At 62.4% G+C, this 14268-nt stretch carries 14 protein-coding genes; 8 read left to right on the top strand and 6 right to left on the bottom strand.

Annotated elements, in window-relative coordinates; all coding sequences use genetic code 11:
- The first annotated feature begins 82 nt into the window (after positions 1 to 82).
- From hpnD to EKL02_RS09530, 3 genes are all read left to right on the top strand, one after another.
- On the top strand, positions 83 to 916 hold the full coding sequence (hpnD, locus tag EKL02_RS09540; protein WP_128901829.1) for a presqualene diphosphate synthase HpnD: 834 nt from the start codon (positions 83 to 85) through the stop codon (positions 914 to 916).
- Between the two features lie 12 nt (positions 917 to 928).
- Complete coding sequence (hpnE, locus tag EKL02_RS09535) at positions 929 to 2257, top strand: hydroxysqualene dehydroxylase HpnE (protein ID WP_128901828.1); 1329 nt, start codon at positions 929 to 931, stop codon at positions 2255 to 2257.
- A gap of 211 nt (positions 2258 to 2468) precedes the next feature.
- The gene (locus tag EKL02_RS09530; protein ID WP_128901827.1) at positions 2469 to 3641 is read left to right on the top strand and encodes an MFS transporter; all 1173 of its coding nucleotides are present in this window, start codon (positions 2469 to 2471) and stop codon (positions 3639 to 3641) included.
- A 40-nt stretch (positions 3642 to 3681) separates the two neighbouring features.
- Here EKL02_RS09530 and radA read toward each other — a convergent pair whose 3' ends face one another.
- Positions 3682 to 5055, bottom strand: a complete 1374-nt coding sequence (radA, locus tag EKL02_RS09525; RefSeq protein WP_128901826.1) for a DNA repair protein RadA — start codon at positions 5053 to 5055, stop codon at positions 3682 to 3684.
- A 25-nt stretch (positions 5056 to 5080) separates the two neighbouring features.
- Positions 5081 to 6181 carry an alanine racemase gene (alr, locus tag EKL02_RS09520; RefSeq protein WP_128901825.1) on the bottom strand — a complete coding sequence of 367 codons (1101 nt, stop codon included), beginning with the start codon at positions 6179 to 6181 and terminating at the stop codon, positions 5081 to 5083.
- A gap of 152 nt (positions 6182 to 6333) precedes the next feature.
- On the opposite strand from alr, the gene lplT reads away from it, so the two are divergent.
- Positions 6334 to 7596 carry a lysophospholipid transporter LplT gene (gene lplT, locus EKL02_RS09515; protein WP_128901824.1) on the top strand — a complete coding sequence of 421 codons (1263 nt, stop codon included), beginning with the start codon at positions 6334 to 6336 and terminating at the stop codon, positions 7594 to 7596.
- Here the strand turns inward: lplT and EKL02_RS09510 are convergent.
- From EKL02_RS09510 to tsaB, 4 genes are read right to left on the bottom strand one after another with little or no spacing between them, the layout of a single operon-like run.
- Complete coding sequence (locus tag EKL02_RS09510) at positions 7593 to 8576, bottom strand: DUF1853 family protein (RefSeq protein ID WP_128901823.1); 984 nt, start codon at positions 8574 to 8576, stop codon at positions 7593 to 7595. The genes lplT and EKL02_RS09510 overlap by 4 nt on opposite strands.
- Positions 8560 to 9420 (bottom strand): uracil-DNA glycosylase, encoded by an 861-nt coding sequence (locus EKL02_RS09505; protein ID WP_128901822.1) that lies wholly within the window; start codon positions 9418 to 9420, stop codon positions 8560 to 8562. Before EKL02_RS09505 ends, EKL02_RS09510 begins: the two co-directional genes overlap by 17 nt.
- Complete coding sequence (rimI, locus tag EKL02_RS09500; protein WP_241687670.1) at positions 9417 to 9908, bottom strand: ribosomal protein S18-alanine N-acetyltransferase; 492 nt, start codon at positions 9906 to 9908, stop codon at positions 9417 to 9419. Before rimI ends, EKL02_RS09505 begins: the two co-directional genes overlap by 4 nt.
- Positions 9905 to 10600, bottom strand: coding sequence for a tRNA (adenosine(37)-N6)-threonylcarbamoyltransferase complex dimerization subunit type 1 TsaB (tsaB, locus tag EKL02_RS09495; protein ID WP_128901821.1), 696 nt, complete (start codon positions 10598 to 10600; stop codon positions 9905 to 9907). Before tsaB ends, rimI begins: the two co-directional genes overlap by 4 nt.
- 140 nt (positions 10601 to 10740) lie before the next feature.
- Here tsaB and EKL02_RS09490 point away from each other — a divergent pair, with 140 nt between their 5' ends.
- From EKL02_RS09490 to EKL02_RS09475, 4 genes are all read left to right on the top strand, one after another.
- Entirely contained in the window at positions 10741 to 11430 is a 690-nt protein-coding gene (locus EKL02_RS09490) for a HAMP domain-containing sensor histidine kinase (RefSeq protein ID WP_128901820.1), read from the top strand.
- A 39-nt stretch (positions 11431 to 11469) separates the two neighbouring features.
- Entirely contained in the window at positions 11470 to 12822 is a 1353-nt protein-coding gene (locus EKL02_RS09485) for a response regulator (RefSeq protein WP_128901819.1), read from the top strand.
- A 22-nt stretch (positions 12823 to 12844) separates the two neighbouring features.
- Positions 12845 to 13270 (top strand): thioredoxin family protein, encoded by a 426-nt coding sequence (locus EKL02_RS09480; RefSeq protein WP_128901818.1) that lies wholly within the window; start codon positions 12845 to 12847, stop codon positions 13268 to 13270.
- Positions 13271 to 13421: 151 nt separating this feature from the next.
- Positions 13422 to 14267 (top strand): DUF4123 domain-containing protein, encoded by an 846-nt coding sequence (locus EKL02_RS09475; protein ID WP_128901817.1) that lies wholly within the window; start codon positions 13422 to 13424, stop codon positions 14265 to 14267.
- Position 14268 lies beyond the last annotated feature (1 nt).

Genomic DNA, 14268 nt, shown 5'->3' with positions numbered 1-14268 from the left:
ATCGCATGCAAATTCAATTTGGCCGGGAGTGGCCAATTCGGCTAGCATAGCGCCTTTGCCAAGCAGCACTTTGAACGCTTCCATGTCGCCAGACGAATATTGCCAAGAAAAAGCCGCGAAAAGCGGTTCGAGCTTTTATTACAGCTTCCTGTTCCTGCCGCCCGAGCGGCGCAGGGCGATAACCGCCCTGTATGCGTTTTGCCGCGAGGTGGACGACACGGTGGATGACTGCACCGACGTCTCGGTGGCGCGCAACAAGCTGATGTGGTGGCGCAAGGAGATCACGGCGATGCTGGCCGGCAGCCCGAGCCATCCGGTGACCCTCGCCCTGCAACCGCACCTCGCGCCGTTCGCTCTGGATGGCCAGCATCTGCTGGCGATTATCGATGGCATGGAAATGGACCTGGACCAGACCCGCTACCTCGATTATCCGGGGCTGCAGCGCTATTGCTGGCATGTGGCGGGCGTGGTCGGCATCCTCTCCGCCAGCATTTTCGGCTATACCCAGCCACAGACTCTGCAATTTGCGGAAAAGCTCGGACTGGCTTTTCAGCTCACCAACATCATCCGCGATGTCGGCGAAGATGCGCGCATCGGCCGCATCTACCTACCGGTGAACGAGCTGCAGCAATTCAATGTAACCGCTGCCGACTTGCTCAATGCGCGCCACAGCGACAATTTCGAAAAGCTCATGCGCTTCCAGGTGCAGCGCGCGCAGACCGTCTATGACGAAGCCTTCGCCCTGCTGCCGGCGGCAGACCGGCGCGCCCAGCGTCCCGGCCTGATGATGGCGGCAATTTACCGTACCCTGCTGACCGAAATCGAGCGTGATGGCTACCACGTGCTGAACCAGCGCATTTCGCTCACGCCGATCCGCAAGCTCTGGCTGGCGTGGAAAACCTATGTGCGCGGCTGAGGGTGCCAGGGCATGGCTGACGTTGCCGTAATCGGCGCCGGCTGGGCCGGTTGCGCCGCCGCGGTCGAAGCCAGCGCGCGCGGCCATCGGGTCACGCTATTCGAGCGCGCGCGCACTTTGGGCGGGCGCGCCCGCGCAGTCGAACTGCAAGGCATGCTGCTCGACAATGGCCAGCACATCCTGCTTGGGGCATACACGGCGTCGCTGCGCCTGATGCAGGCGGTCGGCATGAAAGCCTCCGACGCCTTCCTGCGCCTGCCGTTGCAAATGCGTTACCCGAAAAATGCGGGCGGCATGGATTTCATCGCGCCGCGCCTGCCGGCGCCACTGCATCTGCTGGCAGCGCTGTTGCGCGCCAAGGGCCTGGCCCGCGCGGACAAGCTGGCGCTGGCGCGCTTTTCCAGCACGGCGCGCTGGATGGACTGGCAGCTGCACCAGGATTGCACGGTGACGGAATTGCTGGAGCGCTTCGACCAGACCGAGCGCCTGACGCAGCTGATGTGGCGCCCGCTTTGCATCGCCGCGCTGAACACCGTGCCAGAACGGGCCTCGGCGCAAGTCTTCCTGAATGTCTTGCGCGACAGCCTGGGGGCGCGCCGCGCCGCCTCCGACATGCTGATCCCGAAGGTTGACCTGACCGCGCTGTTTCCGCAGCACGCCGCCGCGTATGTAGAACGGGCTGGCGGCAGCATCGCCGCCGGCTGCACGGTGCTGGCAATCCAGGCAGGCAGCGACCCTGCGCATCGCGCCTGGACGCTGCACACCAATGGCGATGGCGCCGCGGCCCTGCAGCATTTCGATGCCGTCATTGTCGCCACCGACCCCGGGCGTGCCGCCGAACTCCTGGCAGCCATCCCGGGCGCGCCAGCCTTGCCGGGCTTCGAGCATGAGCCGATCACCACCTGCTACCTGCAGTACGATGCACACATCCGCCTGGCGCAACCTTTCCTTGCGCTGATCGATGATGCGGCGCGCGGCCACTGGGGACAGTTCGTGTTCGACCGAGGCCAGCTGGCTGCTGACCAGTCGGGCTTGCTGGCGGTGGTGGTCAGCACTTCCGCCACGGCGATCGAATCCGGACAGGAGGCCCTGATTGCGGCTGTGACACATCAATTGGCGCAGGCTTTGCAGCAGCCTGAATTGCTGGCGCCGCGCTGGAGCAAGCTCATTTCGGAAAAGCGCGCGACCTTTTCCTGCACGCCGGCATTGGCGCGACCGGCGGCGGCCACCGGGCTGGGCAATCTGTTTTTGGCCGGCGATTATGTCGCCAGCGATTATCCGGCGACGCTGGAATCGGCGGTCAGGAGCGGGGTTGAAGCCGCCCGGCTGGTCGCTGCCTGAACCGTACGATCCCGCTGAACGCACCGAAATTGATCGCCTGACCCTGCCGCAGCTTTCTTGCGGCTGGATTACAATGCAGCACACTCGCCCCTGCCGATAGCATTTGCATTTAGCAAAGCCGCTCTGGGCGAGAAAATCATCCAACCTTCCCGCTTCCGCGTTCCTTTCTGTGCCGATTAAACCCTCACCCTATCTTTGGTTGTGTTTTTGCATGTGCGTGGGTGTCATGGGCACTGCCCTTGCAAGCCCCCTGTATCCTCTGTATCAGCAAGCGTGGGGTTTGCAGCCAAGCCACATCACCATCGTTTTTGTGGCGTATATGGTCGCCGCGCTGGCAAGCCTGTTATTGCTGGCGCGCCTTAATGACCGTTATGGCTTCCTGCCCGTGCTGCGCGCCGGGCTGGTGATTGTCACTTTGGGGGTGCTGATTTCAGCGTGTGCATGGGATGTTCCCTCGCTGATCGCAGGCCGCGTGGTGATCGGTGTGGCGTCGGGGCTGATCACAACCTCGGCCTCACTGGGGCTGACGCAAGTGGGCAACAAAGGCGACATGCAACGCGCCTCGGCCACCACGAGCCTGATGATTGCCTTCGGATTCGGTCTGGGGCCGGTGGTGGGGGGTGTCGTCGCGCAGTGGGCGCCAGCACCATTGGTGACAGCCTATGTGCCATCGCTGCTGCTGGGCGCCGTGGCGATCTGGGCATTGTGGACAATGTCCCTGCCTGCCCATCTGCAGGCGCCTGCCGCGCATGAAGCAGTGCCGTTGCGCCTGCGCGAATGGCTACCCAAAGTGACGCTGCCAGAACCGCGCTTTGCACGCCACTTTGCCATTGCCAGCATGGGTGCCTTTTGCGCCTTCGGCATCTTCAGCCTCTACGCGTCGCTGGCGCCGAGTTTCATGGACCGCATGGTGCCGTGGCACGGGCCGGCCGTCTCGGGCCTGTCGGTCGGCGTGATCCTGTTTTTGTCGGCTGCCTCTCAACACCTTGCCCGCACCGTGCATCCCAAGACGGCTATGGTCGTGGGATTTGCAACGCTGGCGCTGAGTAATCTGCTGCTATTGATTAATAATTTCGTCGGATCAGGGCTGCTGTTTGTGTTGTGCGTACTCACCACCGCACTGAGTCACGGATTGTGCAACCTTGCTGGCATGATGTTGGTTAACAAGATCTCCACGCCGGCCAACCGGTCCGGCCTGATTTCAACCTATCTGATGATTGGTTACTGCGGCACCATCGTGCCGATCCTGGGCGTAGGCTGGCTATCCGACCACATTGGCCTGGCGCGGACACTGGTGGTGTTTTGCACGTGTATGGCCGCACTTGCCAGCGTATTGGCGGTGCTCGGCTGGCGCACGCACAAACTGGCCAACCCGCAAGGCTGACAGGCGCAAAAACCGTCGCCCTGCGCCTTGTACCTTGGCGCTACAGGTCGGTATTGCGGATCTTGTCGAGCGCCTCGTCGATGCGCTCGACGCCAATGATGGTCAGGCCCTCGATCTTCTGTTTCGGCGCATTGGCTTTCGGGATCATGGCGATCGAAAAACCCAGCTTGGCGGCTTCGCGCAAGCGCTCCTGGCCGCGCGGCGCCGGGCGGATCTCACCCGCCAGGCCGACTTCGCCGAATACCGCAAGTCCGCGCGGCAGCGGCTTGTTGCGCATGGATGATTGAATCGCCAGCAAGACTGCCAGGTCAGCCGCCGGCTCCGTGATCTTGACGCCGCCCACCGCATTGATGAAGACATCCTGGTCGAACGCGGCCACGCCGGCATGCCGGTGCAGCACTGCCAGCAGCATGGCCAGGCGGTTTTGCTCCAGGCCGACCGACAGCCGCCGCGCGTTGGGCACGTGCGAGGTATCGACCAGCGCCTGGATTTCCACGAGGAGCGGACGCGTGCCTTCCTGCGTCACCATCACGCAGGAGCCCGCCACCTGGCTATCATGTTGCGACAGGAACAGTGCCGAAGGATTGGAAACCCCCTTCAAGCCCTTCTCCGTCATGGCAAACACGCCCAGTTCGTTGACCGCGCCGAAACGGTTCTTGAAGGCGCGCACCAGGCGAAAGCTCGAATGCGTGTCGCCCTCGAAATACAGCACGGTATCAACGATGTGCTCGAGCACGCGCGGGCCTGCCAGCGCGCCTTCCTTGGTGACGTGGCCGACCATGATGATGGTGATGCCGGTCTGCTTGGCCACCCGGGTCAGTTGCGCGGCGCATTCGCGCACCTGGGCGACAGAGCCCGGCGCCGAGGTCAGCGCATCCGAATACATGGTCTGGATCGAATCGATGACCGCCACCTGGGGCTTTTGCTCGGCCAGCGTGGCGAGGATCTTTTCCAGCTGGATTTCCGCCTGCAGCTTCAGTTCCTGGGCATCGACTGCCAGGCGCTTGGCGCGCAGGGCGATCTGGGCGCCGGATTCTTCGCCGCTGATGTAAAGGACCTTGCGCTCGCGGGAAAGATTGGCCAGCGCCTGCAGCAGCAGGGTCGACTTGCCGATGCCGGGGTCGCCACCGATCAGCACCACGCCACCGGCGACGAGCCCGCCGCCCAGCACCCGGTCGAATTCCTCGATGCCGGTCGTAAAACGCGGCACGTCGATCGCCTCGATGTCGGCCAGGCTCAGGACCGGGGTGGCTTGCGCCAGCCCCTGCTGCGGCGTCGAATAGCGGTTGCCGACGGTTTCGACCAGGGTTTCCACCAGGGTGTTCCACTGGCCGCAGGCCGGGCACTGCCCCGCCCACTTGGCAGAGACGCCGCCGCATTCGGTGCAGGTGTAATTGGTTTTAGGCTTGGCCATGGCAATAGTCCGTTGCGCGATTGCGTTATTGGGCAGGATCGCCGTCGCGCTCGATGACGCGCACGCGCGGCGCCAGCGCGCACATCAATTCATAACCGACGGTGCCGGCGGCATTGGCCACCTCGTCGATCGGCAAGTGCTCGCCCCACAAGGTGACGGCACTACCGACGCCGGCGCCGTCAATATCGGTCAGGTCGACGCTGATCATGTCCATCGACACGGTGCCCAGCAGGCGGGTACGCACGCCATTCACAAGGACCGGCGTGCCGCTGGGCGCATGGCGCGGATAACCATCGGCATAACCGCAGGCGACCACGCCGACGATCATGGGAGCTGCGGCGGCAAAGCGGCTGCCGTAGCCGACCGTTTCGCCGGCCCCGATGCGCTGCACGCCGATGATGCGGCTGGTCAGGGTCATGGCCGGGCGCAATGCGAAGCCTGCCGCGCTGCGCGCCCCAGGCGTGGCGCCGTACAGCATAATGCCGGGGCGTATCCAGTCCGACAAAGCCTGCGCATCCTCGTGCAACAGCACGCCGGCGGAATTGGACAAGCTGCGCGGCCCGGCCAGGCCTTCCGTGGCACGCGCAAAACGCGCCACCTGCTCGGCCAGCGGCATGCCGGGATTATCAGCTGCCTCGGCATTGGCAAAATGGGTCATCATGCCAATCTCGCGCACGGCGGGAATGGCGCGCAGGCGCGCATAGGCGGCGCGAAAGGCATCAGGCCGGAAGCCAAGGCGGTTCATGCCGCTGTTGAGTTTCAGGTGCACATCGACGGGGTTCGACAACCCGGATTGCTCCAGCATGGCGATCTGTTCTTCGCAATGGATGGCGATATCGAGCCGGTGCTGCGCCACCAGATGCATATCCGCCAACTCGAAGACGCCTTCGAGCAACAGGATGGGCTTTTGCCAACCAAGCTCGCGCAACTGCACCGCCGCCTCGGTTTCAATCAGCGCCAGGCCGTCGGCCGCCGAAAAGCCGCGCATGCCGCGCGCCAGGCCATGGCCATAGGCATTGGCCTTGACCACTGCCCAGACCTTCGAGCGCGGCGCGCAGCGCATGGCGACTGCCAGGTTATGTCTTAAAGCGGTAATGTCGATGGTGGCGAGCAGCGGACGGGGCATGAATGCGATGGGTATTGGTAACAACGGATAACGGCGAAATCGCGTCCATTTTACCGGAGCGTAGAAATTCCGGTGGCGTCCAATTCACGGTTGGCGCCGCTTTTCATGGTATAAACGCTGGATAGAAACAATCCACCAGTCTAGAAATGCGGATGAATCGCGGGTTTTATACCATCATGGCGGCGCAGTTTTTTTCTTCGCTCGCCGACAATGCCCTCCTGATCGTAGCCATTGCAGTTTTGACAGCCATGAATGCACCGGAATGGATGACACCGTTGCTGAAGCTGTTCTTTGTGCTGTCGTATGTCGTGCTGGCGGCCTTCGTCGGCGCTTTTGCCGATTCCATGCCCAAGGGGCGTGTCATGCTGGTGACCAATATGGTCAAGGTATTCGGCTGCGCGCTGATGTTTTTGGACGTCCACCCGCTGGTCGCCTATGGCGTCGTCGGGCTCGGCGCGGCGGCGTATTCACCCGCCAAGTACGGCATCCTGACGGAATTGCTGCCGCCGGAAAAACTGGTCGCGGCCAATGGCTGGATTGAAGGCTTGACCGTTTCCTCGATCATCCTGGGTACGGTTCTCGGCGGCGCACTGGTCAACAGCCGGATTTCCAGCCAGTTGCTCGGTATTGATGTGCCGTTGATTAATACCGGCATCAACACGCCAGCGGAGGCGGCGTTGGTGGTCATTATGCTGACCTACGTTTGCGCTTCGCTGTTCAACTTCAAGATTCCCGACACCGGTGCGCGTTATCCGCACCAGGAACGCAACCCGATCCGCCTGGTTGCCGATTTCGCCGGCTGCTGCACCACGCTCTGGAAAGACCGCCTGGGCCAGATCTCGCTGGCAGTGACGACGCTCTTCTGGGGCGCCGGTGCCACCCTGCAATTCATTGTCCTGAAATGGGCGGAGCACAATCTGCATATGCATCTGGACAAGGCGGCAGCGTTGCAGGGTGTCGTCGCGGTCGGCATCGCCCTGGGCGCCGTCGCCGCAGCGCACTTCGTGCCACTGAAAAAATCGCTCAGCGTCATGCCCCTGGGTGTTGCGATGGGTGTGACGGTAATGACCATGACGATGGTCGAATCCGTCTGGATTGCCTATCCCTTGCTGATCCTGGTTGGCGCGCTCGCCGGTTATTTCGTGGTGCCGATGAATGCCCTGCTGCAGCATCGCGGCCATGTTTTGATGAGCGCCGGACACTCGATTGCCGTGCAAAATTTCAATGAAAACCTGTCCGTACTATCCATGTTGCTGCTGTATGCGCTCATGATCAGCCTGAACCTGAGCGCCAATGTCGTCATCCTGCTGTTCGGCAGCTTCGTTGCCGCGATCATGCTGCTGATCATGCGCTGGCATGCGGCCAACCAGCGCAAGCAGGATTCAATTTCCCTGATCGGCGAACCAAAACACTAGGCGCCAGCGATAGCGCGGGGACGCAGTACCCGATGTTCAGCCCGCGCCCGCCAGTCGTCGGGCACGATGAAGCCACGCGCAATTTCAATTGCCGCCTCGCCATCATCCTGCAGCAGCGCCACCAGCTGCGGCATGCTGTCATGGGTAAAATGCTCCTCGAGGGCGGCACGCAAGCCATCCCGGTCCAGCGTCTCCTGCGGCGCGACGCTCACTGGCGCCAGCCAGCGCAGCCGCGGCAGGATGAGTGCACGCTGCACGTCGAGCGATCCGACTTCCGCCAGTTCGCACCAGAACCCGCGGCAATGGCCGGCAGAAATCCCCTGCGCTGCAAAGGCTTCGTCGGCGTGGCGATGATAAAACAGCCAGCCTTTCAGCAGCGCCTGCGCGCGCGCCACTGGTTGCGGCAGGCAGGATTGCGCCGCCGGATGTTGCGACAGCATCAACTGCCGGGAAAAAATCTTGTGCATCTTGTTGCCGAGAGTATCGGCCAGGTTCGGGCCGACGAAGTAATCGGCGGCCTGCCCCGCGCCAGTAGGCTCCAGCAGGTACAGCTTGACGGCGAATTCCCAATGCAGCAATTCCTCGCCCTGCTGCAGCAGGAAATCAAATTCCCCGATGGTTTCATTGGCGGCGCTGCGCACTTGCACGCCGTGGGCGCGCAAGATGCCTTGCGCCGTGAAATAAAACGCCATCAGGCGTTCGGCGTAGCGGCCGAGACGGGTAAAAGGCTGGATGGCGAGATAGTCGTGCAGCGGCTCGGGGGCCTGGTCCAGGGCAGCGAGCCATGCGACCGTGGCCGGCGGCAGCGGCGCCGTCAGCGATGCAACTTGCCCCGACCATTGCGGCGCGGCGGGGTCAAGCAAATCCGGAGAATCGAGCAACCAGGCCAGGGCGCGCACGTGCGGATCGTGCAAATGGCCCCAGCGCAGATGGAATCGCTGCTGGCAAGTCGCCGCCAGCGATTCAGTCAATGGCGGCATGGGTTGCCATCGCAAGGCAGAGGTCGCGCCAGGCCTGGCCCTTGTCCTCCGGCTTGCGCAACAGGTAGGCCGGATGGTAAGTCACGACCACCGGCACACCGGCGTGGCGATGCACGCGCCCGCGCAAGCTCGCCACTGCCGTGTCCGGGCCGGCATTCAACAGCGCCAGTGCAGCGCTCTTGCCCAGGGCAACGATGACGCTTGGACGGATCAGTGCGATCTGCCGCTCCAGGTATGGCAGGCAAGTCGCACTTTCGTCGGGCAGGGGCGAGCGATCGCGGCCATTTTCGCCAATCGGCCGGCATTTGACGATATTGGCGATGTAGGTATTTACCCCGCGCCGCAAGCCCATCGCTCCCATCATGTTGTCGAGCAGCTTGCCGGCAGGCCCGACGAAGGGTTCGCCCTGCAAATCCTCGTTGTGACCCGGACCTTCGCCGACAAAGAGCCAGCGCGCCTGGCGGTCGCCAGTGCCGAATACGGTACGCGTACGATTTTCGCACAGGCGGCATTTGGTACAGCCGGCGACGGCAGCCTGCAGGGCGTCCCAGTCCATGCGCGCGATATCGGCAGCTGGCGCAGTATTGCCGCCCACCGCAACTTCGTGCTCGAACGGCGCCTCCTCGATGACCCAGGCGGGTACCGCCCCATCCCCGAGATCCTCGTCGACGGCCTGGGGCAAATGCACCGGCGCGAGCCGGACTGGCTCAGCCGCCGGCTCGGCCGGGATAAGCTCGTCAGCTGCGGGGCCGGCTTGCTGCCCGACAGCTTCGCGCAGGCGCCAGACCGGGCCGACACCCATTTCCTGTAAAAATGCGGTACGCCGGATTTCCGGGGATGTCATAGGCAAAACCTCATCACGATGGCGTCTTCCCGGGTATTTCCGGCAGCAGGATAATACCCGCGGCGCAAGCCGATCCGCACAAACCCGTACCGCTCATAAACGGACAACGCGCGCAGGTTGGAGGGCCGCACTTCCAGCAGGATCGATGTCATGCCGTTGGCGCGCGCCAGCGTGGAGACCCGGTCGAGCAGCATGCGGCCGAGCCCGTGCCCCTGCAAGTCGGCCCGTACGCTGATGTTCAGCAAGTGCATCTCGTCGACGACCTGCATTGCCAGGAAATACCCGGCCAGACGAAATGTCGGCTCGCGCGCCACCCAGGACAGGTAGCCGCTGGCCAGGGAATCCAGAAAATTGCCGCGAGTCCAGGGATACGGGTAGACGATGTTCTCGATTGACAGCACTTGCTCAAGATCGCCCTCCTGCATCGGCTCCAGGATGAGTGGCGACGCAGGGGCAAGCTGCGCGCCAGCGGCATGGAACGCACTCATGCAGCTGCTCCGGCTTTGGCCTGTCGCTCGCTGGTCGTCAAGGCTACCTTGTTGCGCAAATAAAGCGGTTGCGCATCGTGCGCCGCGAGCATGTCGCCGCGGGCATGGGCGGTGCGCGCCAGTTGTGCGATCTGCAAGGCATGCGGCATGACGTCGACCAGGGCACCGGCAGCAAAGGCCTCCTCCGCAAAAGCTGCGGCATGGGCCAGCAAGCCATTGCCGCATGCCTGCACGGCGCCTTGTGGCCGCACTGCTGCTGGAGCGGACAACGTCGGCACAACCACTTCCCGCCAGCCGTTATCGTAACGATATTGTGCCCAGTACACCTCGCCCATGCGCGCGTCCAGTATTGCCAGGACATCGGCTGCGCCCGTGCGGGCGTGGCACGCCTGCGCCATCGCCTGCAAGGTCACGACGGGAATTACCATGCGCCCGCTGCCGAATGCAAGGCCCTGCACCACGCCTGCCGCCGTGCGCACGCCGGTAAACGATCCCGGCCCACTGCCAAAGGCCAGGGCATCGCATTCTTCGAGGCGCGTGCCGGCTTCTGCGAGCACGCCTTGCACCAGCGGCAAAATCGCCTCGGAATGCGTTTTGGCGACGTCGGCCTGGCGGGTGTAGATCTTTTCGCCCCGCAGCAAGGCGACCGAGGCGACATCGGCGGACGTTTCAATGGCAAGAATGGTAGGCATGGCGTTATTTTACCGCGCCAGCATCAAGATGGCGTTGTCGTGGTTGCGCAGGATGTTGCGGTTACCGGCAAGAACTCTGTTAACATGTCGCCAGCGCCAGCGCCCATGCCAACCTACATGCGACCCGGAATCACTGCCCCATGGACCAATCACCGAACGAACCAGTGCTCTCTCTTTTCCTGGCGTCGTCCGTTCACGACATGAAGAATTCGGTCAGCATGCTGTCGGCTTCCCTCGAAAAGATGCTGGCAGAAGTCGATCCGCACGCTTCTGCCGCCTGCCAGGAAATGGCGCACATGCTCTTCGAAGTCAGGCGCGTCAATGGCAACCTGACACAACTGCTGACCCTCTACAAGCTCGGCGAACGCCTGTATCCTTTTGATCCGCAAGCCTGCTCGATTGCCCAGCTGGCCCTGGAACTGGAATCGCAGAACCGCAGCCTGCTGGCCTCGCGCGGCATGACCTTGTATATCGATGCACCTGCCGACCTGATCTGGCATTTCGACGAAGACCTGGTGGCCGGGGTGCTCAACCATGCAATCAATAACGCCATCCGCTATACCCACGACAAGCTCCGGCTGGCATTCGCGATGCGCGATGGCTGCCTGGAAATGCGCGTGGAAGACAATGGCGCAGGCTATCCGGAAACGCTGCTGGCCGCACCCGAAGCGTCGCAGGGGGTGGATTTCCGCAGCGGCAGCACCGGACTTGGACTCTATTTCGCCAGGGAAGTCGCCGCCCTGCACCGTCATCACGACCGTCATGGCACGGTAAGGCTGGAAAATGGCGGCGCCCTCGGCGGCGGCTGCTTCATCCTATTGTTGCCTTGACTTGCATTGAATTGAACCGTCCCGACTCCAGCCGTTCCCATGCCCAATTTTGAACTCCCTGACTGGTCCAGCAAGACTTACCTGGTGATCGATGATTTCTCGATCGTCCACCGGATGCTGCGCGACATGCTGCGCAAGCTGGGGGCGCGAACTGTCGATACGGTCAAGAATGGCGCCGACGCCATCGCCCAGCTGCGCGCGAAACGCTACGATGTGGTGCTGTGCGACTATAACTTTTCAGAGGGGCCGAACGGCCAGCAAATCCTCGAAGAAGCCCGGCACCGCGACCTGGTCGGCCTGACCTGCATCTGGATCATGGTCAGCTCGGAGAAAGCCGTTGAAACGGTGATGGGCGCGGCCGAAATGGCGCCGGACGGCTACATCCTGAAGCCGCTGACAGACTCGCTGCTGTTGGCGCGCCTGAACCGCGCCTGGGACCGCAAGCAATCCTTTACCGCCATCGAGCGTGCGTATGCTGCGCGCGATTACCTGCAGGCGGCAGCGCTGTGCGACCAGACCCTGGCGCGGGCGCCGGTGCATGCGATGGATTTGTTGCGAATGAAGGCCAGCCTGCTGCTCAAGGCAAACCAGGTTCCGGCAGCCCGCCAGGTCTATGAACAGGCACTGGCAATGCGCGAGCAGGTTTGGGCCAAGGCTGGCCTGGCGCGCATCGACAGGCTGGAAGGCCATCATGCCGCGGCTAAAAACCGGCTGCGCGAAATCGTGCGCGATTATCCATCGTACCTGGATGCGCACGACATGCTCGCGCAAACGCTGCAACAGCTGGGCGAAACGGCTGAAGCGCTGGCCGTGCTGCAGCAGGCGGCGCGCCTGTCGCCCCACTCCGTCATGCGGCAGCAAAGCCTGGGCGATATCGCCAGCCAGCTTGGCGCAACCGACATTGCCGAACAGGCGTACCGTACCAGCATTGCCGTCGGCGAGTATTCCGTCATGAAGTCGCCAGACGCCCACCTTGGCCTGGCGCGACTGCATGGCAAAAATGGGCGCCTGCAAGCCGCACTCGATCTGCTGGCAGAAGCCAGGCAAAACTTCCCGGGAGCGGAGGTCGAACGGCGCGCCAAACTCGCCGAAAGCCAGGCCTATGCGGATGCCGGCCAAGCCGACAAAGCCGTGCCGCCGCCCTCCCTTCCCGCAGTGGCAGCCAGTGCCGCTGTGGCTGCCGTACCAGCAACGGCCATACTTGCTCCCGTCCAGGTCTTGCATCGTCGCGCGGAAGCCCTGATCCGCTACATGGAAACCAACGGCTACAATGGCGTTTCTGCCGACGAAGCGCGCGCCGTGCTGGCCAGGGCGGAAAAACTGGCGCCCGGGGCAGAACGCACTCCCGTCCTGCTGGCAACGCTAGTGGCCCTGGCCAGCGGACGCAATTAACCGAAAGCACTACAATACGCGCATGACCGCATTGAACCTTGAACCAGACAGCCGTGCCGCCATAATCGACCAGCTACAGGGCGAGGCCTGGGTCGTTGCTTGCCTGTGCGCGGCCTGGTGCGACGTTTGCAAGGCATACCGCCCGGCCTTCGATGACCTGGCTGGCCAGCATCCCGACAAGCGCTTCCTGTGGATCGATGTCGAAGACCAGGCCGACCTGGTGGGTGACTTTGATATTGAAAATTTTCCGACCCTGTTGTTGCAGCGTGGTGAACAGGTCGCCTTTTTCGGCGCCGTGCAACCCGATATCGGCATCGCGCGGCGGCTCATTTCAGCTTACGCGGAACGCTCCGCCGCTGAGCTACGCGCAGAAGCAGCAAGCAACGTCGAGCGCCAGACCTGGCAAGAAGAGTGCAACCTGCGCCAGCGCCTTCTGGAAAACTCCTGACCGGATGTTGCAGTTCACTAAAACTTACAATTTTGACTGCAAGTTTTGTTGCATTTTAGTTAATCTTGGATTATCTTTTTATTATTAACAATAAAATAACGATCCAGAAAGTAAATCAATCTTGCTTTCTGCTTCAATCCAAAGAGACAAAATGGCCGCTCCCGCTTTTAATGGCACTGCAGTACCCGTCGGACATTCTTCCGGCCAGCCCGGCGTCAACAGCCTGTTCTTGCTGATCGACGCGGCCCAATATCCTGGTATCTGGCGTATCCTGCAATACCGCTTTCGTCGCTTGCCTTGGGCCAACCTGGCTGACGAGGATAACGGTAACGCCTCCGCCCCGGTTCTATTGCACGTCACCAGCAACCAGACCAGGACACTTGCGTGGTTTCTAGAACACACCAAGGGTTTGCACTGCCTGAGCTGGATCGACTCCCCGCTTGGCCTGGGTGCGATGCGGGAGCATTTGCGCAGCATGACGCGCGTCGAGGCAGCAGACTGCAGCCGCTATGAAATGCGCTACTATGACACCCGCATCCTGCCGGCTTGGTACCAGATGCTCGACACGGCACAGGAAGCACATGCGCTCGGCCCCGTCAATTCCTGGACTTACCTTGACCGCGACGGCTTGCCATGCACCCTCTTCGGCCATGCGCATGCACAGGCGCCCGTTGCGCGGACCTTGCAATTGACCGTAACGCAAGAACGCGCGCTGCTGGAAGCCACCCTGCCGGACATCATCCTCGAATACCTCGAACAAAATGGCAATGCAGACCTGGCCGCGATGCCGCATGCGCAGCGCTATGGCTTCATTGCCGACCAGGTAAAAAAAGCCACCAGCCAGTATGGCATCTGTACCACGCAAGAAATCGCGCTGTTCTGCTCGCTGGCGTTGGGTATCGGCCGCAATTTCGACAGGCTGCTGCCGGTTGCCCAGGTCTTGCAGAAGTTTGCCGGCTCAGCCGGCGGCAATTACGTTGCGCTGCAAGGCGTCTAAA

Source organism: Janthinobacterium sp. 17J80-10 (genome assembly GCF_004114795.1).
In the GTDB taxonomy this organism is placed as follows: Bacteria; Pseudomonadota; Gammaproteobacteria; order Burkholderiales; family Burkholderiaceae_D; genus Paucimonas.
The sequence above is the reverse complement of the archived record's forward strand: the minus strand, read 5'-3'. Positions and strand labels throughout refer to the sequence as shown.

Coding starts and splice junctions, on each gene's coding strand:
- EKL02_RS09475 (WP_128901817.1), top strand. CDS start 13,422: ATGGCCGCTCCCGCTTTTAATGGCACTGCAGTACCCGTCGGACATTCT.
- EKL02_RS09505 (WP_128901822.1), bottom strand. CDS start 9,420: ATGACATCCCCGGAAATCCGGCGTACCGCATTTTTACAGGAAATGGGT.
- alr (WP_128901825.1), bottom strand. CDS start 6,181: ATGCCCCGTCCGCTGCTCGCCACCATCGACATTACCGCTTTAAGACAT.
- radA (WP_128901826.1), bottom strand. CDS start 5,055: ATGGCCAAGCCTAAAACCAATTACACCTGCACCGAATGCGGCGGCGTC.
- hpnE (WP_128901828.1), top strand. CDS start 929: ATGGCTGACGTTGCCGTAATCGGCGCCGGCTGGGCCGGTTGCGCCGCC.
- EKL02_RS09510 (WP_128901823.1), bottom strand. CDS start 8,576: ATGCCGCCATTGACTGAATCGCTGGCGGCGACTTGCCAGCAGCGATTC.
- rimI (WP_241687670.1), bottom strand. CDS start 9,908: ATGAGTGCGTTCCATGCCGCTGGCGCGCAGCTTGCCCCTGCGTCGCCA.
- tsaB (WP_128901821.1), bottom strand. CDS start 10,600: ATGCCTACCATTCTTGCCATTGAAACGTCCGCCGATGTCGCCTCGGTC.
- EKL02_RS09490 (WP_128901820.1), top strand. CDS start 10,741: ATGGACCAATCACCGAACGAACCAGTGCTCTCTCTTTTCCTGGCGTCG.
- EKL02_RS09485 (WP_128901819.1), top strand. CDS start 11,470: ATGCCCAATTTTGAACTCCCTGACTGGTCCAGCAAGACTTACCTGGTG.
- EKL02_RS09480 (WP_128901818.1), top strand. CDS start 12,845: ATGACCGCATTGAACCTTGAACCAGACAGCCGTGCCGCCATAATCGAC.
- EKL02_RS09530 (WP_128901827.1), top strand. CDS start 2,469: ATGTGCGTGGGTGTCATGGGCACTGCCCTTGCAAGCCCCCTGTATCCT.
- hpnD (WP_128901829.1), top strand. CDS start 83: ATGTCGCCAGACGAATATTGCCAAGAAAAAGCCGCGAAAAGCGGTTCG.
- lplT (WP_128901824.1), top strand. CDS start 6,334: ATGAATCGCGGGTTTTATACCATCATGGCGGCGCAGTTTTTTTCTTCG.